23 protein-coding genes are annotated in these 23,966 nt (G+C 72.0%); 12 read left to right on the top strand and 11 right to left on the bottom strand.

The window, feature by feature from the left end; translation table 11 throughout:
* Position 1 precedes the first annotated feature (1 nt).
* The 8 genes from ACFYUV_RS19020 to ACFYUV_RS18985 form a co-directional block, all read right to left on the bottom strand.
* Positions 2 to 856, bottom strand: coding sequence for a GNAT family N-acetyltransferase (locus tag ACFYUV_RS19020; RefSeq protein ID WP_387669940.1), 855 nt, complete (start codon positions 854 to 856; stop codon positions 2 to 4).
* Entirely contained in the window at positions 856 to 1,866 is a 1,011-nt protein-coding gene (locus ACFYUV_RS19015) for an ABC transporter ATP-binding protein (protein ID WP_352354161.1), read from the bottom strand. Before ACFYUV_RS19015 ends, ACFYUV_RS19020 begins: the two co-directional genes overlap by 1 nt.
* Entirely contained in the window at positions 1,863 to 2,849 is a 987-nt protein-coding gene (locus ACFYUV_RS19010; protein ID WP_387669939.1) for an ABC transporter ATP-binding protein, read from the bottom strand. Before ACFYUV_RS19010 ends, ACFYUV_RS19015 begins: the two co-directional genes overlap by 4 nt.
* Positions 2,850 to 2,852: 3 nt before the next feature.
* Positions 2,853 to 3,758 carry an ABC transporter permease gene (locus tag ACFYUV_RS19005; RefSeq protein WP_387669937.1) on the bottom strand — a complete coding sequence of 302 codons (906 nt, stop codon included), beginning with the start codon at positions 3,756 to 3,758 and terminating at the stop codon, positions 2,853 to 2,855.
* On the bottom strand, positions 3,755 to 4,762 hold the full coding sequence (locus ACFYUV_RS19000; RefSeq protein ID WP_387669935.1) for an ABC transporter permease: 1,008 nt from the start codon (positions 4,760 to 4,762) through the stop codon (positions 3,755 to 3,757). The genes ACFYUV_RS19005 and ACFYUV_RS19000 overlap by 4 nt, the downstream gene beginning before the upstream one ends.
* Positions 4,763 to 4,765: 3 nt before the next feature.
* Positions 4,766 to 6,598, bottom strand: a complete 1,833-nt coding sequence (locus ACFYUV_RS18995) for an ABC transporter substrate-binding protein (protein ID WP_387669934.1) — start codon at positions 6,596 to 6,598, stop codon at positions 4,766 to 4,768.
* Between the two features lie 170 nt (positions 6,599 to 6,768).
* Positions 6,769 to 7,734 (bottom strand): zinc-dependent alcohol dehydrogenase family protein, encoded by a 966-nt coding sequence (locus tag ACFYUV_RS18990; RefSeq protein ID WP_387669933.1) that lies wholly within the window; start codon positions 7,732 to 7,734, stop codon positions 6,769 to 6,771.
* The gene (locus ACFYUV_RS18985) at positions 7,734 to 8,927 is read right to left on the bottom strand and encodes a M20 family metallopeptidase (protein ID WP_387669931.1); all 1,194 of its coding nucleotides are present in this window, start codon (positions 8,925 to 8,927) and stop codon (positions 7,734 to 7,736) included. Before ACFYUV_RS18985 ends, ACFYUV_RS18990 begins: the two co-directional genes overlap by 1 nt.
* A gap of 100 nt (positions 8,928 to 9,027) precedes the next feature.
* On the opposite strand from ACFYUV_RS18985, the gene ACFYUV_RS18980 reads away from it, so the two are divergent.
* From ACFYUV_RS18980 to ACFYUV_RS18960, 5 genes are all read left to right on the top strand, one after another.
* Positions 9,028 to 9,768, top strand: coding sequence for an HAD-IIA family hydrolase (locus tag ACFYUV_RS18980; protein ID WP_364334674.1), 741 nt, complete (start codon positions 9,028 to 9,030; stop codon positions 9,766 to 9,768).
* Between the two features lie 163 nt (positions 9,769 to 9,931).
* Complete coding sequence (locus ACFYUV_RS18975; protein ID WP_358293204.1) at positions 9,932 to 10,114, top strand: hypothetical protein; 183 nt, start codon at positions 9,932 to 9,934, stop codon at positions 10,112 to 10,114.
* 79 nt (positions 10,115 to 10,193) lie between these two features.
* Positions 10,194 to 11,123, top strand: coding sequence for an acyl-ACP desaturase (locus ACFYUV_RS18970; RefSeq protein WP_387669929.1), 930 nt, complete (start codon positions 10,194 to 10,196; stop codon positions 11,121 to 11,123).
* 53 nt (positions 11,124 to 11,176) lie between these two features.
* On the top strand, positions 11,177 to 13,144 hold the full coding sequence (locus tag ACFYUV_RS18965; RefSeq protein WP_358293201.1) for an AarF/UbiB family protein: 1,968 nt from the start codon (positions 11,177 to 11,179) through the stop codon (positions 13,142 to 13,144).
* A gap of 96 nt (positions 13,145 to 13,240) precedes the next feature.
* Positions 13,241 to 13,774: an NAD(P)H-dependent oxidoreductase gene (locus ACFYUV_RS18960; protein WP_352327446.1), complete on the top strand. Its 534-nt coding sequence runs from the start codon at positions 13,241 to 13,243 to the stop codon at positions 13,772 to 13,774.
* 24 nt (positions 13,775 to 13,798) lie between these two features.
* Here ACFYUV_RS18960 and arfB read toward each other — a convergent pair whose 3' ends face one another.
* The gene (gene arfB / locus ACFYUV_RS18955) at positions 13,799 to 14,209 is read right to left on the bottom strand and encodes an alternative ribosome rescue aminoacyl-tRNA hydrolase ArfB (protein ID WP_387669927.1); all 411 of its coding nucleotides are present in this window, start codon (positions 14,207 to 14,209) and stop codon (positions 13,799 to 13,801) included.
* A 145-nt stretch (positions 14,210 to 14,354) separates the two neighbouring features.
* On the opposite strand from arfB, the gene ACFYUV_RS18950 reads away from it, so the two are divergent.
* The gene (locus ACFYUV_RS18950) at positions 14,355 to 15,134 is read left to right on the top strand and encodes a hypothetical protein (protein WP_387669926.1); all 780 of its coding nucleotides are present in this window, start codon (positions 14,355 to 14,357) and stop codon (positions 15,132 to 15,134) included.
* A 20-nt stretch (positions 15,135 to 15,154) separates the two neighbouring features.
* On the opposite strand, the gene ACFYUV_RS18945 is transcribed toward ACFYUV_RS18950, so the two are convergent.
* On the bottom strand, positions 15,155 to 15,421 hold the full coding sequence (locus tag ACFYUV_RS18945) for a helix-turn-helix domain-containing protein (RefSeq protein WP_387669925.1): 267 nt from the start codon (positions 15,419 to 15,421) through the stop codon (positions 15,155 to 15,157).
* A gap of 155 nt (positions 15,422 to 15,576) precedes the next feature.
* Here ACFYUV_RS18945 and ACFYUV_RS18940 point away from each other — a divergent pair, with 155 nt between their 5' ends.
* The 3 genes from ACFYUV_RS18940 (at position 15,577) to ACFYUV_RS18930 (ending at position 18,625) form a co-directional block, all read left to right on the top strand.
* Complete coding sequence (locus tag ACFYUV_RS18940) at positions 15,577 to 16,398, top strand: hypothetical protein (RefSeq protein ID WP_387669924.1); 822 nt, start codon at positions 15,577 to 15,579, stop codon at positions 16,396 to 16,398.
* The gene (locus ACFYUV_RS18935; protein WP_387669923.1) at positions 16,395 to 16,985 is read left to right on the top strand and encodes an HAD family hydrolase; all 591 of its coding nucleotides are present in this window, start codon (positions 16,395 to 16,397) and stop codon (positions 16,983 to 16,985) included. Before ACFYUV_RS18940 ends, ACFYUV_RS18935 begins: the two co-directional genes overlap by 4 nt.
* Before the next feature lie 95 nt (positions 16,986 to 17,080).
* On the top strand, positions 17,081 to 18,625 hold the full coding sequence (locus ACFYUV_RS18930; protein WP_387669921.1) for an alkaline phosphatase D family protein: 1,545 nt from the start codon (positions 17,081 to 17,083) through the stop codon (positions 18,623 to 18,625).
* Between the two features lie 138 nt (positions 18,626 to 18,763).
* Here the strand turns inward: ACFYUV_RS18930 and ACFYUV_RS18925 are convergent, their stop codons facing one another.
* Positions 18,764 to 20,698 (bottom strand): efflux RND transporter periplasmic adaptor subunit, encoded by a 1,935-nt coding sequence (locus tag ACFYUV_RS18925; protein WP_387669920.1) that lies wholly within the window; start codon positions 20,696 to 20,698, stop codon positions 18,764 to 18,766.
* A 176-nt stretch (positions 20,699 to 20,874) separates the two neighbouring features.
* Between ACFYUV_RS18925 and ACFYUV_RS18920 the strand changes: the two genes are divergently transcribed.
* Genes ACFYUV_RS18920 through ACFYUV_RS18910 form a run of 3 tightly spaced genes read left to right on the top strand, consistent with a single transcriptional unit; the run spans position 20,875 to position 23,961 of the window.
* On the top strand, positions 20,875 to 21,963 hold the full coding sequence (locus tag ACFYUV_RS18920) for an efflux RND transporter periplasmic adaptor subunit (protein ID WP_387669919.1): 1,089 nt from the start codon (positions 20,875 to 20,877) through the stop codon (positions 21,961 to 21,963).
* Positions 21,960 to 22,715 carry an ABC transporter ATP-binding protein gene (locus ACFYUV_RS18915; RefSeq protein ID WP_387669917.1) on the top strand — a complete coding sequence of 252 codons (756 nt, stop codon included), beginning with the start codon at positions 21,960 to 21,962 and terminating at the stop codon, positions 22,713 to 22,715. The genes ACFYUV_RS18920 and ACFYUV_RS18915 overlap by 4 nt, the downstream gene beginning before the upstream one ends.
* Positions 22,702 to 23,961: an ABC transporter permease gene (locus ACFYUV_RS18910; protein WP_387669915.1), complete on the top strand. Its 1,260-nt coding sequence runs from the start codon at positions 22,702 to 22,704 to the stop codon at positions 23,959 to 23,961. Before ACFYUV_RS18915 ends, ACFYUV_RS18910 begins: the two co-directional genes overlap by 14 nt.
* Positions 23,962 to 23,966: the final 5 nt, after the last annotated feature.

Below are 23,966 nucleotides of genomic sequence, written 5' to 3'. Positions count from 1 at the left end.
ATCAGGCCAGATCGCGCCGGTAGAGCCAGAAGACGCGTTCGGCTCGCGCGCCCACGGCGCGCGAGTAGAACCGCAACGGCCCCACCCATCCGATCTCGGCGCTCTCCTGACCGGCGGCCCGCTGCTCGGCCAGGCAGCGGCGCAGCAGCACCCCGCCGAGGCCGAGCCCGCGGGCGTCCGGAGCGGTGCCCATCGGGCCGAACCAGGCCGGCCGCGCCCCCCAGGCGGCGAAGGCCAGGACGCGCCCGTCGCGCTCGGCGTAGTGCAGGCCGGTCGCGTTGGCCGCCTCCCAGGCCCACCGCTCGTTCCAGTGCTCCTCGACGAACGCGGCCACGGCCGTGCGGTCGGCGCCCGCCGCCCGCACCGTGACCCCCGCCCGCTCCAGCCGCGCCAGGTCGTCCTCGACGGACAGGTCGGCCCGCAGGTCGGCGGTCATGTTCCAGGCGACGTGGTAACGCTCGTAGCCCAGGCTCTCGGCCAGGCAGGCGGCCGCGGTGTACCGCACGTCGATGCCGGGCCAGGCGTAGCAGGGCGGGTTCCCGGCGAAGCGCGCCTGCCGCACGCCGTGCCCCCGCAGCCACTCCTCGGCCGCTCCCACCAGCGCCCGCCCGTGCCCGCGACCCTGGACCGAGGGGTGCACGGCCAGCAGGTCCAGGTGCCCGACCTCGGGGTCCCTCGACGAGACCGACGTCATCACCACCCCGCCGTCGGTCGCCAGCGCCGTCCAGCGGCGGTCGGCGGGCGGCTCGGCCAGGCGCCGGACCAGGTCGGGGGCCTCGGACGCGTCCAGCGTCAGCGCGGCGGCGGCCACCCGGGCGGCCTCGGCCAGGTCCGCGCCGCGGACGGTGGGCGACATCACACCTCGCTCATCGGGCGCGCGATCACGTCGCGCCGCTCGGGGTAGAAGCACGCGTGCTGCTGCGGCACGCCCTCGGTGATCTGCAGCAACGGCCGCTCGCCCGCGCACCGCTCGCCTTGGAAGGGGCAGCGGCGGGCGAACAGGCAGCCCTCGTCGGCCTTGCTCTCGTCCAGCGACTCCAGCGGCGTCACCGGCTGCGCGCCGGGCTCCTCCAGGCCGTGCAGCACGGGGATGGCCGACAGCAGCGACTGCGTGTACGGGTGCACCGGGTCGGCGATGACCGTGTCCACCGGGCCGCGCTCGACGACCTGGCCGCGGTAGATGACGTAGAGCTCGCCGTCGTCGCCGATGTAACGGGCGGTGGCCACGTCGTGGGTGATGAACAGCACGCTCACGCCCAGCCGCTCGCGCAGGTCCTTCAGCAGCGCGAGGATGCCCAGCCGGAGCGAGACGTCGATCATCGAGACGGCCTCGTCGGCGACCAGCATCTCCGGGTCGACGGTCAGCGCGCGGGCGATGACCACCCGCTGCCGCATGCCGCCCGAGAGCTGGTGCGGGTAGCGCCCCAGCACCGAGCCCGGGTCGAGGCCCACCATCGACAGCACCTCGGCGGCCCGCTCCTCGATCCACTCCTTCGACCGCCCGGTCTGCCCGGCCCGCAGGCTGAGCGGCGCGTACAGCGTCTGGTGGATGGTCCGGGTCGGGTTGAGCGCCGAGTACGGGTCCTGGTGGATCATCTGGATCTTGCGGAAGTACGGCTGGCGCCTCTTCTGCTTGAGCCCCGACATGGACACGTCGCCGATGACGATCTCGCCCTCGTCGTAGGTCTCCAGCCCGGCGATGATCCGGCCCAGCGTGGTCTTGCCGCAGCCGGACTCGCCGATGAAGGAGGCCGCGCCGCCCTTGGGGATGGAGAAGTCCACCCCGCGCAGCGCCCGCACCTCCCGCCCGGCCAGCACGTTGCCGCGCTGCTTGTACGTCTTGACGATGCCGGTCCCGGTGATCACGCGTGCTCCTTCACGGTCACGGCGTGGCAGGCCACGACCCTCGATCCATGCGCCACGGCCTGCGGGTCGACGGTGTCGCACACGTCCATGCGCAGCGCGCAGCGCTCCCTGAACACGCAGCCCTCCTTCGGCACCGTGGCCAGCGTCGGCGGCCGGCCGGGCAGCGCCTGGGCCTCGGCGATGTCGCCCACGAGCCGCGGGATGGCCCTGATCAGGCCCCGCGTGTAGGGGTGGCTGGGGGAGCCGAGCACGTCGCGGGTGGGGCCCTGCTCGACCAGGCGGCCGCCGTACATGACGACCAGGCGGTCGGCGACCTCGGCCACGACGCCGATGTCGTGCGTGATGACCAGGGTGGTCAGGCCGCGCTCGGCGTGCACCTCGCGGACGATCTTCAGGATGTTCGCCTGAGTGATCATGTCCAGGGCGGTCGTCGGCTCGTCGAGCACCACCAGGTGGGCGTTGAGCACCAGCGCCAGCATGATGCCGACCCGCTGGCGCATGCCGCCGGACAGCTCGTGCTGGTGCGAGTCGAGCACGCGCGCGCCGTCCAGGCCCATCCGGCCGAGCAGCTCCTTGGCCTCGCGGACCAGGCCGGGCAGGTCCTCGACGCCGTGCGAGCGGCCCAGGTCGAGGAGCTGCTTGCCGACCGTCTTGAGCGGGTTGAGCGAGTTCTGGGCGGCCTGGAAGACGTACCCGATGTGCCGGCCGCGAGCCTTGCGCAGCTCCTCGCCGGCGAAACCGGTCACGTCGCCGAGACCGTCGATCTCGACGCTGCCCGCGGCGATCCTGCCCGGCGGCTGCACCGCGTTGAGCAGCGACAGCGCCAGCGTGGACTTGCCCGAGCCGGACTCGCCGACGATGCCGGTGATCGTGCCGGGCTCCAGCGTCAGCGTGACGTCCCGGACGGCGGGCAGTTCGCCCGCGGGGGTCTTGTAGACGACCGTCAGGCCGTCGATGCGCACTCCCGGCGCTTGTTCGGCCACTTGCTACTCCTCGCGCAGCCGGGGGTTGAAGATCTCGTCCATGGCGTCCACAACGAGCACGATGCCGAGCGTGAGCAGCAGGATCGCCAGCAGCGGCGCCAGCAGGTAGCCCAGCGCGTTCGGCGTGATCATCGCGCCCGCCTGGAACACGGCGAGGTTGAGCATCACACCCCAGTTGTCCGACTCGTACGGCAGCACGCCCAGGAAGAACAGGCCCACCTGCGAGTAGACCGCGCCGGTGACCGCGATGAGCATGTTCATCGCGATGTAGGGCGCCATGCTCGGCAGCAGCTCCTTGCCGATGATGTGCGTGGTGGACAGCCCGAGCCCGCGGGCGGCCTCGATGAACCCGCGCTCGCGCAGCGACAGCGTCTGCGCGCGCACCGCCCGCGCCACGCCGCCCCAGCCGAGCAGGCCGAGCACCAGGCCCATCTGGACGGGGTTGCCGAACTTCCACACGGTCGCCAGCACCAGCAGCAGCGGCAGGCCGGGGATGGTGAGCTTCATGTCGGTCAGCCGCATGAGCACGGTGTCCCAGCGGCCCCGCCTGAAGCCGGAGAACAGGCCGATCGCGGTGCCGGCGACGACCGTGATGATCGCGGTGACCAGGGCGGTGAGCAGGACGTAACGCGAGCCCTTGATGACCAGCGCGATCACGTCCCGGCCCTGCGGGTCGGTGCCGAACCAGTGGTCCCAGCTCGGCGGCTGGGTGATCGCGCTCGCGTTGCCCGGCAGGTGCTCGGGCAGCAGCATCGGCCCGATCACCGCCATGACGATGAAGCCGGCGATGATGACGACCCCGGCCATGCGGCTGGGCTTGCGCCTCATCACCCGCCAGACGCCGTTCCAGAAGTTGCGGCGCATGGCCGAGGCGGCCGGCGCGGCCTCCGGGATGAGCGTGGCGCTCACGAGCCCTCCTCTCCGCTGCGCACCCGTGGGTCGATGACCGTGTAGAACAGGTCCGCGACGATGTTGGCGATGATCGTGCCGACCGTGATCAGCAGGAACGCCCCGCCCATCAGGCCGTAGTCGCGGTCCTGGACGCCGCTGATCAGCAGCCAGCCGAGTCCCGGGTAGTTGAAGATCTTCTCGATGAAGACCGCGCCGCCCAGCAGCAGGCCCAGCGACAGGGCGAGCATGGTGAACAGCGGCAGGATCGCGTTGCGCGCGATGTAGCGGAACACGATCGAGCGCTTCATGCCGCGCAGTTCGGCGGCCAGGATGAAGTCGTCGCCCAGCACGGTGACCACGCTCGACTTCATCGCCAGGATCCAGCCGCCGTAGGCCGACAGCGCGTACGTGGCCACCGGCAGCACCGCGTGCTCGACCAGCGAGCCGATGTAGCCGGCGTTGAAGCCGGGCTCGAACAGGATGTCCACCGAGCCGTCGGCCGGCAGGATCGGGAGCAGGGTCGCGAAGATCACCACGAGCAGCATCGCCAGCACGTACTGCGGGATGCCGTGCAGCAGCGAGCCGGAGATGGCCAGGGCGTCGCCCAGCTTGCCGGTGCGCTTGATGGCGGCGTACACGCCGAGCAGGATCCCGACGAAGAAGCTCAGCAGCGTGCCGGCCAGCACCGGTAGAACGGTCCACTTGGCCGCGTCGGTGAGCACGTCGACCACGGAGGTGCCGGGCCGGCTGACCGACATGCCGAGGTCGAGGTGGAGCAGTCCGGTCATGTAGTCGGTGTACTGCTGCCACAGCGTGCCGTCGGGCAGGAAGCCGTACAGGACCTTGACGGCCTGCGCGGCGGCGTCGGGCGACATGCCCTGCTCGATCAGCTTCTCGTAGCGGGCGGCCATCGGGTCGCCGGGGATGTTGTTGATGATGAAGAAGCTGATCGTCGCGACTACGAGGATCATGACGAACCCGCGGGCCAGGTGGCCCGCGAGTCGTCGTGCGATGAGCGCCATGAACTACGACTTCGCCTTGATCATGCCGAGCTGGATCCAGACGCCCGAGGGCAGGACGCCGGCGCCCATGCGCAGGATCTCGTCGTCGTGCGGCCAGCCGGTGAAGCGGCTGTTGTTGACGAACTGGGTGTTGACGTAGTCCCAGAGCTGGATGACCGGGAGGTCCTGGTTGGCGGCCTTGGCGAGCTGGGCCATGATCGGCTTGGCCTGCTCCTCGGTGGCGGAGTTCAGCTTGCCGGTCAGCTCACCGGGGTTGATCTTGGCGCCGTCGACCTCGATCTCCTCGGGGCCGCCCATCCAGTTGCCGGCCTTGCCGGGCTCGGAGTGCTTGACCTTGCCCGCGACGTTCGTCCAGCCGTTGGAGGCGCCGTACAGGCGCTGGTAGATGTCGTACGGCGCGGGGCCGAGCGCCATCAGCCAGAAGCCCACGTCGTACTTGCCGGCCGCCAGCTCCTCCAGGTAGAGGGGGTAGTCGTTGGCCGTGACGACCTCGGCGTCGACGCCGGCCTTGACGAGCTGGCTCTTGATGTTCTCCTGGGCCGACAGCCAGTCGGAGAAGCCGGAGGGCGCGTGCATGGAGACCTTCCACGCCGAGCCGTCGGCCAGCGTCCACTTGCCGTCCTTCTTGGTGAGGCCGGCCTCCTTGAACTCGGCCTCGGCCTTGGCCACGTTGGGCGCGTACGGCTCCAGCTTGGGCAGCTCGTCAGGGATCCACGCCTGCGCGGCCTTCTGGTGGATGCCGCTGGTGGTGACCGCCGCCGTGCCGCCCTCGGGCGAGGCGACCTTGGTGACCTCCTCGCGGTTGATCAGGTAGGCCAGGCCGCGCCGCACGTGCACGTTGTCGTACGGCTTCTTGGACTGGTTGAAGGCCATGCTCACCGCGACCGGCGAGTAGCCCTTGATGACCTCGTTGCCGGCGGCCGCCTTGATCCGGTTCATCACGTCGGACGGGGCGGCGGTGAAGCCGGCGTGGTCGAGCTTGCCCGCGGTGAGGTAGTTCCAGATCTGCTCGTTGCCGGTGTAGTTGAGGAACTTCACCTGCGCCGGCGCCACGTTCGCGGCGTTGTAGAAGTACTTGTTCTTGACCAGCAGCGCCTCGGACGGGTTCACCCGCTCCAGCACGAACGGGCCGGCCGAGGTGTCCTTCGGCGGGGCGAAGGTGAGCACCTTCTCGCCCAGGCCGGTGATGGTCTCGCGGGCCTTGTCGGCCTCGGCGCCCTCGCCCCTGGAGGCCTTGAGCTGGTCCCAGAAGTCCGCGGGGAGCACGCTGCTCCACACGTGGGAGGGCAGGACGAACGTGTCGAGCACGCCACGGGCGAACTTGGGGCTCGGGTTCGCCATGTCCTGGGTGATCTTGAGGGTGTGGTCGTCGACCACGGTCACGTCCGCCGCCGCGCCCGCGGCGCCCGGCGTGATGGAGAACGCCGTGCTGCCCTGGGTGTAGGCGATGCCGATGGACATCTTGACGTCCTCGGCGGTGACCGGCTTGCCGTCGGACCACTTGGCGTTCGGCTGGAGCTTGAGGGTGATCGCCGAGTTGTCCGGCGCGATCTCCCAGCTCTCCGCGATGCCGGGGAGGGCCTGGTTGGGGTCGGTCAGGTGGTTCTTGACCCAGCCCAGCTTCATCGCCGTGTAGCCGGGGAAGGAGTTGCCCTTCGGGTTGTACGGGTTGGCCGGGGCCGTGGCCTCCAGGCCGGGCCTGTTGACGTCGATCGTGGTGAAGAGCCCGCCACCACCACCGCTCGAGCCGCCGGACTTGTTGTTAGTACCACCGCTGCACGCCGCTGTGGCGGTGGCGAGGCCCAGCAACGCCACTACCGCTGCCAGTCGCTTCATCTGCCGCTCCGGGGGATGTCGGACCTGTTGAGGATCTGTAGGGAATTGACCGGACCCTACGGTCGCCAGCAGGCAGCGTCAATAATCTCCAGATGTTGTGAGTGTAATGTAACTTTCCTTCATAGAGGTCCGCCGTGGCGCCAATCTCCATCGTGCGACGGAGCGGGGCTTCAGTCCACGACCAGCACGGCGGCGCCGCTGACGCGGTCGGCGGCCAGATCCGCCAGCGCCCGGCCGGCCTCCTCCAGCGGGTAGAGCGTGGTCGCCACCCGCGGCGGATGGGCCAGCGCCAGCTCCAGATAGGCCCGGCCGTCGGCCCTGGTGTTGGCGGTCACGCTGCGCAGCGTGCGCTCCTGGAACAGGTGCCGCTCGTAGTTCAGCGCGGGCACGTCGGTCAGGTGGATGCCGGCGATCGCCAGCGTCCCGCCGCGGTCGAGCGCCTCCAGCGCGGGCGGCACCAGGTCGCCGACCGGCGCGAACAGGATCGCCGCGTCCAGCGGCTCGGGCGGCCGGTCGCCCGCCGAGGCCGCGCCCAGCTCCAGCGCCAGCTCCCTGGAGGCGTCCGACCTGGTCACGGCGTGCACCGTGGCGCCCTGCGCGATGGCCGCCTGCGCGGTGAGATGGGCCGAGGAGCCGAAGCCGTAGATGCCGAGCCGGCCGCCCGGCGGCAGGTCGCAGCGGGCCAGCGCCCGGTAGCCGATGATGCCGGCGCACAGCAGCGGCGCCAGCCGCTCGGCCGGCACGTCGTCCGGCAGGGGGTAGACGTAGCCGGCGGGGGCCACGACGTACTTGGCGTAGCCGCCGTCGGCGTCCCAGCCGGTGTAGGTGGAGTCGGGGCAGAGGTTCTCCGTGCCGCGCAGGCAGTAGCGGCACCGGCCGCACGTCGAGCGCAGCCAGGCCACCCCCACCCGCTCGCCGGAGCCCTCGACCCGGCCCACCACCTGGTGCCCGGGGGTGGTCCGCGGCCGCCGCGGCGCGAGGTCGCCCTCGGCCAGGTGCAGGTCGGTCCGGCACACGCCGCACGCCTCGACCCGGACCAGCACCTCGCCGGGGCCGGGCTCGGGGACGTCCCGCTCGACCCGCACGAGCGGGCCGGTCGCCATCGGCCCCGGCCGGTCCACCACCCAGGCGCGCATCACGGCCTCGACAGGCGCTCGTAGGCCAGCGAGGCGTACAGCGCGGCGCCGTCGGGCAGCACGGAGTCGTCGAAGACGGCGTCCGGCGAGTGGTTGTAGGGCGCCGTGGCCGGGTCGCGGTCGGGCGGGCAGGCCCCCAGGAAGACGAACGCGCCCGGCACCTCCTCCAGCACGTACGAGAAGTCCTCCGACCCCATGACCGGCTGCGGCGCCACGAAGTAGCGGCCCGGCCCGAACAGCTCGTCGGCGGTCGCCGAGACGAACCCGGCCTCGCCCTGGTCGTTGACCGTCACCGGGTACCCCATGCCGAACGACGCCTCGACCGCGAGCCCGTGCGCGGCCGCGATGCCCTCGACCACCTCCACCAGACGCCGCTTGACCAGCCTCCGGTGCTCCTTGCTGAACGTGCGCACGGTCGCCTCGAAGCGCGCCTCGTCGGGGATCACGTTGTCGGCCGAGCCGCCGTGGAAGGTGCCCACGGTGATCACCACGGGGTCGAACACGTCGAACGTGCGGGTCACCATCGTCTGCAACGCCGTCACCATCTCGCAGCCGGCCGCGATCGGGTCCTTGGCGCGGTGGGGGCTCGACCCGTGCCCGCCGGTGCCCTTCACCGTCACGCAGAACACGTCGGCCGCGGCCATCATCGGGCCGCCCCGCGAGGCGAACAGCCCCGGCGGCAGCATGGCCGACACCACGTGCATCCCGTACGCCGCCACCGGCCGGGCGCCGGCCGCGTCGAGCACGCCCTCGCCGATCATGTGCTTGGCGCCGTCGTGCCCCTCCTCGCCCGGCTGGAACATGAAGATCACGTCACCGGCGACGTCCGCGCGCCGCGCGCTGAGCAGCCGGGCCGCGCCGACCAGCATGGCGGTGTGCAGGTCGTGGCCGCAGGCGTGCATCTGGCCGACGTTCTGCGAGATGTAGGGCAGGTCGTTGCGCTCGGTCACCGGCAGGGCATCCATGTCGCCGCGCAGCAGCACCGCGGGGCCAGGCCGGCCGCCGCGCAGCACTGCGGTGACCGAGCTGAGGGTCTTGCCGGTGGTGATCTCCAGGGGGAGCCCGTCGAGCGCGGCCAGCACCTTCTCCTGCGTCCTCGGCAGTTGCAGGCCGAGCTCGGGGGTGGTGTGCAGGGAGCGGCGGAGCTGGATGAGTTCGTCCCGCATGTCCAGGGCGGATTCAGTGAACGACATGATGAACATTGTTCACGTGTGCGGCGAGAAGTCGACAAGGCACGCTCGATACCATGAACGGGTGACTCAGCGTAAGCGGATCGACTCCTGGTTGTCCGACATGGACGGCGTCCTCGTCCACGAGGGGCGGCCGATCCCCGGTGCGGACGAATTCATCAAACGGCTCAAGGAGTCCGACAAGAAGTTCCGGGTCCTGACCAACAACTCCATCTACACCCAGCGCGACCTGTCGGTGCGCCTGGCCGGCGCCGGCCTCGACGTGCCCGCCGAGTCCATCTGGACCTCCGCCCTGGCCACCGCCCAGTTCCTCGACGACCAGCGTCCCGGCGGGTCGGCGTACGTGATCGGCGAGGCCGGCCTGACCACGGCCCTGCACGAGGTCGGCTACATCCTGACCGACCTCGACCCCGACTACGTCGTGCTCGGCGAGACCCGCACCTACAGCTTCACCCAGATCACCCGGGCGATCCGGCTCATCGAGGCCGGCGCCCGCTTCATCGCCACCAACCCCGACCCGATCGGCCCCTCCACCGAGGGCTCGCTGCCGGCCTGCGGCGCGGTGGCCGCGATGATCACCAAGGCCACCGGCGTCGAGCCGTACTTCGTGGGCAAGCCCAACCCCCGCATGATGCGCAGCGCGCTCAATGCCATCGAGGGCCACAGCGAGACCACCGCCATGATCGGCGACCGCATGGACACCGACATCGTCTCCGGCATGGAGGCGGGGCTGTTCACGATCCTGGTGCTGACCGGCGTCACCCAGCGCGACCAGATCGACCGCTTCCCCTACCGTCCCTCGCTGGTCGTCGAGTCGGTCGCCGACCTCGTCGACCTGATCTGAGCGCGGTGGCTCGCCCGGGATGACAAGTCTTCTTCCGAGGCGCGGAGGATCGTGGCCCGGAAGAAGAAAACCACTCCCGGCGGCCGCCGTCCGGCGGTGCGGCGCGCGCCCGGCTGCGATCCTTGGTCGCGGAAGGTGACTTACCGAATGCGAGGAGGCGGCCGTGTGGCGTGAGGAGCCGGGGGAGCAGGGCGCGGAGGCGGAGCTGGCGACACTGCGCGTCGAGGTGACCGAGGAGCTGCGGTTCGTCAGGACGGCGATGGCCGAGGAGTTCAACTCGCTGCGCTCGGAGATCCTCGACCTCAACATCAAACTGGACCGGCTGCTGCAACACGTCGGCATTTAGGACAACGAGGTCGACACCGCATCACATGGCCTTCGGGTAGCCTAACCTACGGTCCCGTAACCTGAAGGAGAAGATCTTTATGGCGATGTCTCAGACGGAACTGCTGCACGAGCTCGAACCCGTCGTGGGCGTGGAGCTCGATCGCCACAACGCGACGGCCAAGGAGTGGTTCCCGCACGAGTACATCCCGTGGAGCGAAGGGCGTGACTTCGACGGCATCTACGGCGGCCAGGCGTGGCAGGAGGGCGACTCGAAGATCCCCGAGGCCGCCCGCATCTCGCTGATCGTCAACCTGCTCACCGAGGACAACCTGCCCAGCTACCACCACGAGATCGCCACCACGTTCGGCCGTGACGGCGCGTGGGGCACGTGGGTCCACCGCTGGACCGCCGAGGAGGACCGCCACGGCACCGCCCTGCGCGACTACCTCACCGTCACCCGCGCGGTCGACCCGGTCGCGCTGGAGCGGGCCCGCATGCACCACATGGAGCAGGGCTTCGTCACCGAGTACAACACCATGCTCCAGCAGCTCGCCTACGTCTCCTTCCAGGAGCTGGCCACCCGCATCTCCCACCGCAACACCGGCAGGGCCTCCGGCGACGAGGGCTGCGAGCGCCTGCTCGCCCGCATCGCCGCCGACGAGAACCTGCACATGCTCTTCTACCGCAACCTGCTCAAGGCGGCCTTCGAGCTCGACCCCAACCAGACCATGCGCGCGGTGACCGACGTCGTCACCACCTTCCAGATGCCCGGCACGGGCATGGAGGGCTTCGCCCGCAAGGCCATGATCATCGCCCACGAGGGCATCTACGACCTGCGCCTGCACCTCGACGACGTGCTCATGCCGGTGCTGCGCCAGTGGGCGGTCTTCGACAAGACCGGGCTCGACGCCGAGGGCGAGCGGGCCCGCGAGGAGCTGTCGGCGTTCCTGGCCAAGACCGAGGTCACGGCCGCCAGGTTCGTCGAGCGCCGCGAAGAGCGCCGCGCCCGCGCCGCCGCCAGGGGCTGACACCGGGCCGCCGCCGGGCCGCCGCCTGCGCGGCCGTGGCATGATCCCTCCTCATGGAGCTCCTGGGCACGCTGTTCGTCTCGCTCGCCATCCTGGTGATGATCCTGCTGCTGGCGACGGCGGCCCAACGCCTGCTCGGGGTCAGGTTCGGCGCGTTACGCACCTTCCTGGCCGCGATGGTGGCCTGGGGCCTGGCCCAGCCGATGCTGACGCCGGTGATCGCCTCGTTCGGGCCGGTCAACCCGGAGACCACGCCCGACGCGGGCGCGCTCGGGCTGCTGCTCCTGATCGCCATGTGCATGGTGCTCATCCCCATGGTGATCCTGGTGCTGGCCGAGGCGCTGGTCCCGCCGGGCTCGGTGCCGGGGCCGCTGGAGGTGCTGCGCTCGCTGCGCGGCCGGATCCGCCGGGCCCGGCGCTACTCGCAGATCACCAGGATCGCGTTCCGGCACGGCCTCGGCCCCTACCTGCGGGGCCGTGGCGAGAGCCTGGAGGACAGGTCGGGCAAGGTGCGCCTGGCCAGGTCGCTGCGCCAGGCGCTCGACGACGGCGGCGTCACCTTCGTCAAGCTCGGCCAGGTGCTGTCCACCCGGCGTGACCTGCTGCCGGCCGAGTTCATCGACGAGCTGGGCCGCCTGCAGGACCACGTCGCCCCCGCGCCGTGGGAGCGCATCGAGCCGGTGCTCGCCGCCGAGCTGGGCGGGCCGGTCGAGGAGGTGTTCGCCGCCTTCGACCGGACGCCGCTGGCCGCCGCCTCCATCGGCCAGGCCCACACCGCCCGCCTGCACACCGGCGAGGACGTCGTGGTCAAGGTGCGCAGGCCGGGCATCGAGGGCGTGGTGGCCCAGGACCTCGACATCGTCCGCCGGCTGGCCGCCACGCTGGAGTCCAGGACCCGGTGGGGGCGTTCGCTGGGGCTGCGCGACCTGGCCGAGGGGTTCGCCGTCGCCATCCGCGAGGAGCTGGACTTCCGCGTCGAGGCCGCCAACATGGCCGCCGTGGCCGCCTCCGGCAGCGGCGGCGTCACCTACCCCGAGCCGTTCCCCGCCCTCTGCACCGAGCAGGTGCTGGTCATGCGGCGCCTGTCGGGCGGGCCGGTCACCGCGGCCGCCCCCGGCCAGGGGCCCGCGCTGGCCCGCGACCTGCTCGACTGCCTGCTCAGGCAGATCCTCGTCGAGGGCGTCTTCCACGCCGACCCCCACCCGGGCAACCTCATGCTGCTCGACGACGGCACGCTCGGCCTGCTCGACTTCGGCTCGGTCGGCCGCCTGGACGGCTCCGTCCGCTCGGCCCTGCAGCGTTTCCTGCTCGCGATGAACCGGCAGGACCCGCTCGGCGTCACCGACGCGCTGCTGGAGGTCGTCCCACGGCCGGAGGAGATCGACGAGGCGGCGCTGGAGCGGGCGCTCGGCCAGTTCATGGCCAGGCATCTCGGGCCCGGCATGGACAGCGTCCAGATGTTCACCGACCTGTTCAAGATCGTCTCGGAGTACGGGCTGTCCATCCCGCCCGAGGTGGCCGCCGTCTTCCGGGCCCTGGCCACGCTGGAGGGCACGCTCGTGCGCCTGTCGCCGGGCTTCAACCTGATCGGCGAGGCCCGCGCGTTCGCCGGACGCTACCTGGCCGAGCGGGCCGGGCCGGAGTCGGTCAAGGAGGCCGTGGGCCAGGAGCTGGCCGCGCTGCTGCCGATGCTGCGCCGCCTGCCGCGCCGGGTCGAGCGCATCGCCAGCGCCGCCGAGCACGGCAGGTTCAGCCTGAACGTCCGGCTGCTGGCCGACGACCGCGACCGCCGCTACGTCACCGGCCTGGTCCACCAGGTGCTGCTCACCGTGCTCGGCGCGACGGCCGGGCTCATGGCGGTGCTGCTGCTCGGCATCGAGGGCGGGCCCGTCGTGGTCGGCACCACGAGCCTGTACCAGCTCCTCGGCTACAACCTGCTGGTGATCGCCTCGATCATGGTGCTGCGGGTGCTCGCGCTGATCTTCCGACGCCCGCCTGACCAGGAGCGTCACCGGCGCTGAGGCGAAGACTGAGCTGCTTTTGACCTCGGGCTGGTCTTGGACATCCGAGGCATCGGGAAGTTTCCAGGTGACACCGGAACGCCTGGGGAGCAGTAGGTGAAAATCATCGGGATCGCCGCCAGTCTCCACGCGGGGTCTTTCATCAACAGATTGCTGGACGCAGCGGGCGGCGAACTGCCGGAAGGCGTACGGTTCGAGATCTGGACGGGGATGGGCGACGTCCCGCCGTACCAGCCGGGCAAGGTGCCGGTGGCGGCCAGGGAGCTGCTCGGGCTGGTCGCCGGGGCGGACGCGGTGCTGCTGACGGCTCCCGAGCACAGCCTGCTGCCGCCGGAGCTGACGTACACGCTGGAATGGCTCTCGGCCGGCGACGTGCTGTCCGGCAAGCACGTGGCGGTGATGAGCGCCAGCGCGCGGGCGTGCGGCGCGATGTGGGCGCAGGCGGAGCTCTACAAGCAGCTCCAGGGCGCGGACGCGGTCGTCATGGGCGCCGAGCTGGTCATCTCGCCGGCCTGCCCGCACTTCGACGACGACGGCCACCTCACCGACCCCGTGCTGCGCGGCCAGGTGCGCGCGGTGATCGGGCAGCTCTGCCCGGCGGGGGTCAGGGAACCGGCGTTCTCGCTCTGATCCCGGCGTGCTCCCGGGGCGGGCTCAGTGGGGGTCGCGGCGCAGGCGCTTGACGTCGGAACGGTGCTTCTTGCCCGCGATGCGGCGCTCGACGGCGCCCCGGCTCGGCTTGGTCGGGCGGCGGCGCTTGGGCGGCGGCGCGACCGCCTCCCGGACGCGCTGGGCCAGCCGGTGACCGGCGGCCTCCCTGTTGCGCAGCTGGGACCGGTACTCCGAGGCCACGACGGTGATCGTGGTGGCGCCCAGACGGTCGAGCGCGCGGGCCTTGAGCGCGGGCGGGATCGCGGTGCTCGCGGCCACGTCGAAGATCAGCTCCACCCGGCTGTCGGTGGTGTTGACGCCCTGGCCGCCCGGACCTGAGGAACGGGAGAAGCGCCAGACGAGCTCGACGTCGGGGATGACGATCGAGTCGTTGACGACCAGCGGGCCGGGCATGGTGGGAGCTCCTGTTCCGGATGAATGCGCCTTGCTCAGATGAGTGTCACCGTATATGAGCGACATATGCCGTCCGCAACGGCATTTTCAATCACTGTCCTCGCTGCGAATATGGAGAGAACATTTCGCGGGAAGGGCTCATTCCATGGACCCGAAGTGGGTCGCGCAGGCGGCGCTGACCGTTGGGCTCGCCGTGGTCTCCGCCGTCGTCTTCCTGCTGCTGAGGTGCCAGGGGAAGGGCCGGCCTTTCGGGCCCGCCGGGCGGCGGCTCGCGGTCGCCATCAGCCTGCTCACCGGCGGTCTGTCCGCCGGCGTCGCGCTGGCCGGGCACGCGCTGCTGAGCGACTCGCTGGCCACCGTCCTGGGCGCGGCCGCGCCGAGCGGCCTGTGGCTCGGCCAGATGCGCGCCAGGCAGGACGAGCGGCGCTCGCTGGCCCGGGAGGCGGCCACGTTCTGGCTGGTGTCGCTGCTGGCCCGGCTGGACCAGGCGATGGCCGAGGACGAGCGCGTCTGGTGCGAGAAACGGGTGGACCCGTCCTGGAACGTCTACGAGCTGAGCCTGGCCGCGGCCCGCTACCACGAGCGCATCCGCGACCGTCTGTCGGCCGACGACCGGCGGCGCGAACGGGTGCACGCCCGCCTGGACGCCGTCGAACGCAGGCTGGACGTGGCCGCGCTGATCGAGGACGGCGCCGCCCGCTCGAAGGTGGCCACCGCGCTCACCCTCTCCCGCCACACCAGGACCCCCAGGTACGAGCGCTACCTCGGCAACCTCCACCGGCTGCACGGCGTGCTGCGGCACGACGCGGAGAACGACGTGCTGCGCCTGCTGGCCGCGGCCTACCGGGCCGGCTACCGCTCGCTGCCGGGATACGTGCCGCCGTCACGGGCCCGCGGCGGCGAGCACATCGCCCGCGCCCGCTGACCGGGCGTGGCGGCCGGCGCTCAGGCCAGGGCGGCGGGGGAGTCCTCGGCGTCGCCGAGCGTGAGCTCCAGGCGGGCGCCGAGCGCGTCGACGACCGCGCCGAGCGTGCGCAGCGTCAGGTTCTCGTCGCCGGAGAGTATCTGGCTCACCCGGCCGGGCGAGACGCCCAGCGACGTGGCCAGATCGGCACGGGTGATCTTGTGTTCCCGCATGTACCACGTGATCTCGTCGACGACCTCTTGGGCGAGACCGCCCACCTCGTCGCGGGGGTTCCGGCGAAAGGCCATGTCGGTCTCGCTCTCGACGCTGTCCGTCCTCGTGACTCCACTTTAGCTCTACCTAAACCTTTAGGCAAGGCTAAACTCCGACGGCTCTTGACGGGCGGGGACGGGCGGCGTATGCCAATATCCGCGGAAAGATCGAGCGGTCAGGGGGAGGCGCTGTGACGGCCATCGTGGGCGTGCACGGGATCGGCAAGTACAACTACTACCTGGAGGCCGGCGGGTCGGCCACCGGGGCCGCCGCGGCCATGCGGCTCAAGTGGGACCGCTACCTGCACGCGGCGCTCGGCGGCGAGACGGCCGCCTACTTCAGCGAGGTCGCCTACTTCTCCCACCTGCTGCGCGACCCCAAGCCAGGGGAGAGCTCCCCGCAGGCGGCGGCCCGCGTCGAGGCCGCCACCCAGCAGGTGCTCGTCGAATGGGCCAAGGACCTCGGGCTCGGCGAGCACGTCACCGGCGCGCTCAAGTCGTTCACCGGATGGCTGCTCGGCAAGCTCGACAGCAGGTCGGCGGCGTTCGCCAAGCTGTTCGCGCCCGAGGTCGCGGTCTACCTCACCGACCAGGAGCGGCGCGAGAAGTGCCGGCTGGCCGTGGCCGACGCCATCCGCAGGAACCGGCCGCGGGTGGTCATCGCCCACTCGCTCGGCAGCGTCGTGGCCTACGAGGCCCTGTGGGCCAACCCCGACCTGCCCGTCGACCTGCTGCTGACGCTCGGCAGCCCGCTCGGCATGCGCAACGTCGTCTTCGAACGCCTGCTGCCCGCCCCCGTCAACGGCCTCGGCGAACGCCCCAGGAACGTCGCCCGCTGGGTGAACATCGCCGACAAGGACGACATCGCCGCCATCCCGCCCGCCCTGCGCGCCAGCTTCACCGGCGTGGACGTCGAGGAGCTGGTCAACCTCGACTGGATCGACTTCCACACGGCCGAGAAATACCTGGGCTGCCCGGCGCTCGACCCGCATCTGCGACCATTCCTTGCATGACGTGGATTGTGTTCGACTACGGCAACGTCCTGTCCCTGCCGCAGCCCGCGGCCGACGCCGAGGCCATGGCGCTCGCCGTCGGCGCGGAGCCCGAGGCGTTCCTGCGCCGCTACTGGGAGCACCGCCTGGAGTTCGACCGGGCGAGCCTGAGCCCCATCGGCTACTGGTCGGCCGTGCTGGACCGGGCCGCCACCCCCTCCGAGGTCGCCCGCCTGGTGGCCATGGACGTCGCGAGCTGGGCCTACCCCGACGAGGGCACGGTCGCCGTCCTCGGTGAGGTCCTCGACGCGGGCGACGGCGTGGCGCTGCTGTCCAACATGCCCGTCTGCATGGCCGACGGCCTCGACGAGCTGCCCTGGATCGCCGCCATCGGCCACCGCTTCTACAGCGGCAGGATGGGCCTGGTCAAACCCGACCGGGAGATCTTCGACGAGGTCGCCCGCGAGCTGGGCGCCGACCCGTCCGAGATCGTCTTCGTCGACGACCGGGCCGAGAACGTCGAGGGCGCCGAACGCGCGGGCATGACCGGCGTGCTCTTCACCGGCGCCGCCGCGCTCCGCAAGTCCCTGCGCGAGCTGCCCCGCTGACCTCCCGCCGGGCGACCGGCGCTGTTCACCCACGCTTGACTCCGCTGTCATGACGGGGCCACGACGGGGTCAGCGCGGGCGGACATACCTGGAGCGTGGACCGCAGAACGTTCCTGACCGCGGCGGCAGCCGGCCTCGTCGCGCCCCGCGCCGTCACCTCGCCCGCCTCCGCCACGACACTCAGATCCGATCCGTTCACCCTCGGCGTGGCCTCCGGCGACCCCTCCGCCGACGGCTTCGTTCTGTGGACCAGGCTGGCCGTCGACCCGCTCGGCGGCGACGGCCGCGGCGGCATGCCCGCCCGCGACGTCGAGGTCGACTGGCAGGTCGCCACCGACGAACGGTTCTCCTCGGTCGTGCGGTCGGGCACCGCGACCGCCCGGCCGCGCGACGCCCACAGCGTGCACGTCGAGCTGGACGGGCTGGAGCCCGGCCGCGACTACTTCTACCGGTTCAGGAGCCAGGGCAGGCTCTCGCCCGCCGCCCGCACCCGGACGACGCCCGCCGGGGAGAGCCCGCTCACCTTCGCCGTGGCCGCCTGCGCGCACTACGAGCACGGCTACTACACCGCCTACCGCCGCCTGGCCGAGCAGGAGCCCGACCTGGTCGTCTTCCTCGGCGACTACATGTACGAGTACGGCCCCAGCGGCTACACCGCCCTGGCCGGACGGGTGCGCACGCACACGCCGGGCAAGTGCGCCACCCTCGCCGACTACCGGCTGCGGCACGCCCAGTACAAGAGCGACCACGACCTGCAGGCCGCGCACGCGGTCGCGCCCTGGCTGGTGGCCTTCGACGATCACGAGATCGAGAACAACTGGGCCGGCCCCGTCTCCAGCACCGGCGCGCCCGGCTTCGCCCGCCGCCGCGCCGACGCCTTCCGCGCGTACTACGAGAACATGCCGCTGCGCCGCGCCAGCCTCCAGGGCGCGGTGCTGCGCATCAACCGGCGCGTCTCCTGGGGGACGCTGGCCCGCTTCCACCTGCTGGACACCCGCCAGTTCCGCGACGACCAGGCCTGCCTGGACGGGGTGCGGGCCGGCTGCGACGAACGGCTGTCCGACGGGCGCACGCTGCTCGGGTCCGCCCAGTGGCGATGGCTGGAGGAGGGGCTGAGCGGGTCCGGCGCCCGGTGGAACCTGCTGGGCCAGCAGATCCTGATGGCCCAGCGCGACTACAGGATCGGGCCGGGCCGCGAGGTGAACCTCGACTCCTGGGACGGCTACGCCGCCGAGCGCACCCGCCTGCTCGGGTCGCTGTCGGGCACCTCGAACCCCGTCGTCCTGACCGGGGACGCGCACATGCACCACCTGGCCGACCTCAAGACCGACTTCGACGACCCGGACTCGCCGGTGGTGGCCAGGGAGCTGGTGACGTCGTCGATCGCCAGCGACGGCGACGGCTACCGGGACCGTACGTGGATCGCCGAGGCCCTGCAGGAGAACCCGCACATCTCCTACATCGACCAGCGGCGCGGCTACCTCATGGCCCGGCTGACCCGGGACGAGCTGTCGGTGGACTTCCGCACGCTCGACTACATCTCCCGCCGCGGCGCGCGGGCCCGCACCGCCCACCGGCTCACGATCCCGGCCGAACCGCCCCGCTCAGCCGCCGGCCGGGCCGCGCCCCGCCATGGCTGAGGGACGGCGGGGCACGCAGCCTTCGCCGGCTGGGGACGGCGGGATCCGCGGTCTTCGTCGGCCGGGGAGCTGCGGGGGGCGTCGGCTGAAGGATCGCTGGGAGCGGGCTGAGGGCCGGCTGGGAGCCGGGGCGGGTGGTCAGGCGCCCGGCCAGGTCGCGTCGGGGAACTCGCCGGTGGTGGTGCCCGACATGACGACCTGGTCCCGTTCGTCCAGACCTGAGGTGATCTGGACGTACTGGTCGCCGCGGACGCCGGTGCCGACCACCTTCGCGGCGTCGTGCCCGCCCGAGCGCACGGTGACCACCTGGGCGCCGTCGGAACGGCTGCGGACGGCGGCGGCCGGGACGTAGATCGCGTCCTTGGCCTCGGCGGTGGTCACCGACACCGTGGCGGTCTGGCCGAGCATGAGCCCGGCGGGCGGCTCGTCGAAGGCCAGGGTGACGGAGTAGCGGACGAGCCGGTCCTCGACGGTGGCGGTCGGGGCGATCGCGGTGACCGTGCCGCCGTGGCGCTCGCCGGGACGGGTGGCGAGGGTGATGGCGGCCTGCTGGCCGAGCCTGAGCCGGTTGACGTCGGACTCGGTGACCATGGCCTGGACCTGGAGCTCGTTCAGGTTGCCGAGGCTGATGAAGGTGCCGGTGCCGGCCGTGTCGCCGACCCGTCCCGCCACCGACAGGACGGTGCCCGAGGTGGGGGCCACGATGCGGGTGGCGCGCACGGCGTCGGCGGCCTCCTCAAGAGCGGCTTCGGCGCGGTCGACGTTCGCGGCGGCCTGGTCCTCGGTGATCCCGCCCCTGGCGCCGTCCTTGGGGGTGGTGGCGGTCCTGGTGGTGGTGTCCCGGGAGGTCGTGCCGGGTGAGCAGGAGCCGGTGGGACGGGCGGAGGCCGTCGCGCGCGGCTTGGCGGTGGCCTTCGCGGTGGGCCTGGCGGTCGCGGACGGGGGCGCGGTGGTCGAGGGCCTGGCCGTGGCGGGCGGCTCGGCGGTGGACGGGCCGCCCGGTGTGGACGGTTCGCCGGGGTTGGACGGTGTGCCGGGGGTCTGGCTACTTCCGGGGGTGCCGCCTCCGGGGGGGCCGCCGCCGGGCGGGGTCGCCGTCACGGTCACCGTCGCCGTCACCGTGGCGGTCGCGGTGACCGTCACCGTGGGCTGGGGCTCGGAGGGCTCGTGAGTGGGGGTGGGGGTTGCGGTCGGGGGCCGGCTGTGGGCCGGGGACGCGCCGGAGGTCCGCGTCGAGGAGGGGGAGGCGGCCTTGTTGGCCTTGGTGGCGGGTGCGCCCGTAGGCGCGGCGGTGGTCGCCGTGGCGCTCGTGGCGGTGGTGGCGCTCGTGGCGGTCGTGGCGCTCGTGGCGCTCGTGGCGGTGGTGGGCGGAGTGGTGGCGGGCGAGGTGGTGGTAGGCGGGGTGGTCGGGCCGAAAACGCCCTCGCCCGCCGAACCTCCGCCGATAGCCGTGCCAGGGCCGCCCGTCGCCCCCGGGACGGTCGCGCCCCCAGGGGTGGCGGCGCTGCCGGGAGTGGCAGCGGCGCCGGTGTCCGGGGCGGGGGAGGTGGCGGGGCCGGTGCCGCCAGTGGTCAGGGTGGGGTTCGAAGTGACCGGCGGTGTGGGCTTCGAGGAAGCTGACGGGGTGGGGCAGTTGCCGGCGTTCGGCGACCCGGCGGAGAACGGCGAACCGGTGGTCCTGGTCCCGGTGGTTCCGGTCGTTCCGGTGGAGCTGGCGGTGGTGGCGGTGGTGAGGGCTTCTTGGGCGGCGGAGAGGTCGGCCTTGGCGGCTGCGTACGCCTCGCGGGCCCCTCGTCCGTCGATCCTGGCCAGCACCTGGCCCTTGGTCACCTTGGTCCCGACCTTGACGTACACCTTGGTCACCGGGCCGGACGAGCCGAACGCCAGGTCCCGGCGGGCGCCGTCCACGGTGTTGCCGGCGGCGCTGACCAGGGCCGTGACCGGGCCCCGCTGGGCGGCGGCGAGCCGTACCCGGACGGCGGGCGGGTCGTCGTCGCGGAGTGCCAGCGCCAGGCCCGACCCGGCGACGAGCACGGCCAGGGCGAGCCCGCCCAGCGCGAAAGTCGGTCTCATGGCCGCCCATCCTGGCCGACCAGCTTCACGGCAGCCTGCGAGCAGCCTGAGAGTTCGCTGTGTGACCCCGCACGGGCCCGGGTTGTCAGCGAACGTTCAGCTCCGTCACGGCTGCGGCGCAGGCTGGTGTGCAAGGGTCACCGGCTGTGAAGGTGTCGACAAGGCGCAGAGCGCTGATGACCAACGGAGCGCTGGGCGTGCTCCTGCTGGGCGGGGCCACGCTCGCCTACGTCCAGCTCGGCACGGACCGCGCGGCCGGCGAGACGGCCGTGCGCACGGTGACCGCGAGCCGCGGCTCGGTGTCCGCGTCGGTGTCCGCGTCGGGCGCGGTGGCCAGCTCCAGGACCAGGTCCCTGTCGTTCGGCACGGGCGGCACGGTCGAGCGGATCTACGTCAAGGCGGGGGACAAGGTCGACAAGGGCGACATCCTGGCCAGGCTCGACGACTCCGCCGCGCAGGAGAGCCTGTCGGCGGCCAAGGCCACGTACCAGAGCGCGGTCGACGAGGGCACCGGCACGGCCGCGCTCTACGCCTCCTACGTCAAGGCGCGCAACGCCTACCGCGAGGCCGAGCGCACGGTCGCGGCCACCGTCCTGCGAGCCCCGTTCAAGGGCACGGTCACGGCGGTCAACGGATCCGTCGGCGGCACCGCCTCCGGCTCGGGCGGAAGCCAGAGCCAGTCCCAGGGCCAGTCGCAGAGCGGCGGCAGTGGGAACAGCACAGGGACGGGCGGGTTCGTCGACCTGGCCGACACCGGACGGCTCCAGCTCGTGGGCACCTTCACCGAGTCCGACGTCGGCAAGCTCGAACAGGGGCAGAACGCCACCGTCACCTTCGACGCCCTGCCGGGGGTGACCGCCGACGGCAAGGTCACGCAGATCCAGCCGGTCGCCTCCACCAGCAACAACGTCGTCCAGTACCCGGTCACGGTCACCTTCACCAAGGTCCCCGCGAAGGTCAGGCTGGGCCAGACCGCCACCGTCGAGGTCGTCGTCGGCAGGGCGGAGAACGTCGTCACCGTCCCCTCCACCGCGGTCTCCACCAGCGGCGGCCAGACCACGGTCACCCTGCTCAGGGACGGCCGCCAGGTCAGGACCCCGGTCGAGGTCGGCGTCCGGGGCACGGCGCTCACCGAGATCAGGTCCGGGGTGTCCGAGGGCGACCAGCTCGTGCCGCCCGCGACCGGCACGCAGAGCACCAACCAGCGCGGCGGGTTCGGCGGCGGCTTCCCGGGCGGCGGCGGCATGCCGGGCGGCGGGCGATGACGGCCCCCGCCACCGCGACGGCGGCCCCCGTCCTGCGGGTGAAGGACCTGGTCAAGGAGTACGGCGAGGGCGACGCCAAGGTCCACGCCCTGCGCGGCGTCAGCCTGGACGTCGAGCGCGGCGACTACGTCGCCGTCATGGGCGCGTCCGGCTCCGGCAAGTCCACCCTGATGAACATCCTCGGCTGCCTCGACGTGCCCACCTCCGGCACGTACCAGATCGACGGCGCCGACGTGGGACGGCTGACCGAGCACCAGCTCGCGATCCTGCGCAACCGCAGGGTGGGGTTCGTCTTCCAGTCCTTCAACCTGATCCCGCGCATGAGCGCGCTGGCCAACGTCGAGCTGCCGCTGGTGTACGGCGGCGTCGGCCCGGCCGAGCGGCGCTCGCGCGCCCTGGCCGCGCTGGAGCAGGTCGGGCTGACCGACCGCGTGCGGCACGAGCCGAACCAGCTCTCCGGCGGCCAGCAGCAGCGCGTGGCCGTGGCCAGGGCGCTGGTCACCGCCCCCGCGCTGCTGCTGGCCGACGAGCCCACCGGCAACCTCGACACCGCCTCCACCCGCGACGTGCTGCGGATCCTCGACCGGCTGAGCGAGTCCGGACGTACGATCGTCCTCATCACCCACGAGGACGACGTGGCCGCGCACGCCAAACGGGTGATCCGGCTGGTGGACGGCGAGATCGTGGAGGACCGCCGCCAGGCGCCGGTCGACGGACCACCCCCGAGGACGGCGGCCAGTGAACCAGCTTGAGATCCTCCGCTTCGCGCTGCGCGGCCTGCTGGCCAACAAGATGCGCAGCGCCCTGACCACCCTGGGCATCCTCATCGGCGTCGCCGCGGTCATCCTGCTGGTGGCGGTCGGCGAGGGCTCCTCGCAGAGCATCCAGAAGAACATCCAGCGCCTCGGCGCCAACACGCTGACGATCTCCCCGTCCTTCTCGGGCGGGGGCGGCGGCGGGGGCGGATTCGGCGGGCGCGCGCCGGGCGGCGGCGGCAACACCGGGCCGCGCACGCAGGCCAGGCAGCTCAGCCTGGCCGACGCCAAGGCGCTCACCGACCGGACGCTCGCGCCGTCGGTCAGGTCCGTCTCGCCGGTGGTCGGCGCCAACTCCGCCACCGCCGCGTACGGCGCCGCCAGCCACACGATCGCGCAGTTCGTCGGCACCTACCCCAGCTACTTCGAGGCCATGAACAAGCCGGTGGCCAAGGGCACGTACTTCTTCAACGACGACGTGCTGGCCGCCAGGAAGGTCGTGGTGCTCGGCCAGACGGTGGTGGAAGAGCTGTTCGGCGCGGTGGACCCGATCGGCCGGCAGGTCAGCGTGTCCGGGGTGCCGTTCACGGTGGTGGGGGTGCTCAAGGAGAGCGGCTCCACCGGCATGCAGGACGCCGACGACGTGGCCGTGGCGCCGCTGCCCGCCGTGCAGCAGAGCCTGAGCGGGTTCGGCTCGCTGGACTCGATCGTCGTGCAGGCCACCGGGGCCGAGGCCACCACGGCCGCGCAGTCGGAGGTGACCGCCGTCCTCAACCAGCGGCACGGCATCACCGACGGCAACCCCGACTACCGGATACTCAACCAGGCCACCCTGCAGGAGACGGTGAGCGAGGCCACCGGCACGTTCACCGTGCTGCTCGGGGCGGTGGCGGCGATCTCGCTGCTGGTGGGCGGCATCGGCATCACCAACATCATGCTGGTCACCGTGACCGAGCGGACCCGGGAGATCGGCATCCGCAAGGCGATCGGCGCGCCGCGCGGCGCGATCCTGAGCCAGTTCCTGATGGAGGCCACCCTGCTCAGCCTGGTCGGCGGGCTGCTCGGGGTGCTGGTGGCCTTCGTCGGCACCCGGTTCACCGTGGCCGGCATCGAGCCGGTCCTCGTGCCGTCGTCCGTCGCGCTGGCGCTCGGCGTGTCGGTGGGGATCGGGCTGTTCTTCGGCAGTTACCCGGCCAACAGGGCGGCCAAGCTCCGGCCGATCCAGGCCCTGCGGCACGAGTAGGCGGC

Source organism: Nonomuraea sp. NPDC003560, assembly GCF_042878785.1.
Classification (GTDB): domain Bacteria; phylum Actinomycetota; class Actinomycetes; order Streptosporangiales; family Streptosporangiaceae; genus Nonomuraea.
Note: the sequence above shows the minus strand (reverse complement) of the source record. Positions and strands in the feature narration are given on the sequence as shown.

What these genes read in the sequence shown, in the direction of transcription:
- ACFYUV_RS18925 (WP_387669920.1), bottom strand. Translation starts at nt 20,698, where the DNA reads ATGAGACCGACTTTCGCGCTGGGCGGGCTCGCCCTGGCCGTGCTCGTC.
- ACFYUV_RS19000 (WP_387669935.1), bottom strand. Translation starts at nt 4,762, where the DNA reads ATGGCGCTCATCGCACGACGACTCGCGGGCCACCTGGCCCGCGGGTTC.
- ACFYUV_RS18985 (WP_387669931.1), bottom strand. Translation starts at nt 8,927, where the DNA reads ATGTCGTTCACTGAATCCGCCCTGGACATGCGGGACGAACTCATCCAG.
- ACFYUV_RS18970 (WP_387669929.1), top strand. Translation starts at nt 10,194, where the DNA reads ATGGCGATGTCTCAGACGGAACTGCTGCACGAGCTCGAACCCGTCGTG.
- ACFYUV_RS18965 (WP_358293201.1), top strand. Translation starts at nt 11,177, where the DNA reads ATGGAGCTCCTGGGCACGCTGTTCGTCTCGCTCGCCATCCTGGTGATG.
- arfB (WP_387669927.1), bottom strand. Translation starts at nt 14,209, where the DNA reads ATGCCCGGCCCGCTGGTCGTCAACGACTCGATCGTCATCCCCGACGTC.
- ACFYUV_RS18935 (WP_387669923.1), top strand. Translation starts at nt 16,395, where the DNA reads ATGACGTGGATTGTGTTCGACTACGGCAACGTCCTGTCCCTGCCGCAG.
- ACFYUV_RS18915 (WP_387669917.1), top strand. Translation starts at nt 21,960, where the DNA reads ATGACGGCCCCCGCCACCGCGACGGCGGCCCCCGTCCTGCGGGTGAAG.
- ACFYUV_RS18980 (WP_364334674.1), top strand. Translation starts at nt 9,028, where the DNA reads ATGGACGGCGTCCTCGTCCACGAGGGGCGGCCGATCCCCGGTGCGGAC.
- ACFYUV_RS18990 (WP_387669933.1), bottom strand. Translation starts at nt 7,734, where the DNA reads ATGCGCGCCTGGGTGGTGGACCGGCCGGGGCCGATGGCGACCGGCCCG.
- ACFYUV_RS18920 (WP_387669919.1), top strand. Translation starts at nt 20,875, where the DNA reads ATGACCAACGGAGCGCTGGGCGTGCTCCTGCTGGGCGGGGCCACGCTC.
- ACFYUV_RS18950 (WP_387669926.1), top strand. Translation starts at nt 14,355, where the DNA reads ATGGACCCGAAGTGGGTCGCGCAGGCGGCGCTGACCGTTGGGCTCGCC.
- ACFYUV_RS18945 (WP_387669925.1), bottom strand. Translation starts at nt 15,421, where the DNA reads ATGGCCTTTCGCCGGAACCCCCGCGACGAGGTGGGCGGTCTCGCCCAA.
- ACFYUV_RS18995 (WP_387669934.1), bottom strand. Translation starts at nt 6,598, where the DNA reads ATGAAGCGACTGGCAGCGGTAGTGGCGTTGCTGGGCCTCGCCACCGCC.
- ACFYUV_RS19020 (WP_387669940.1), bottom strand. Translation starts at nt 856, where the DNA reads ATGTCGCCCACCGTCCGCGGCGCGGACCTGGCCGAGGCCGCCCGGGTG.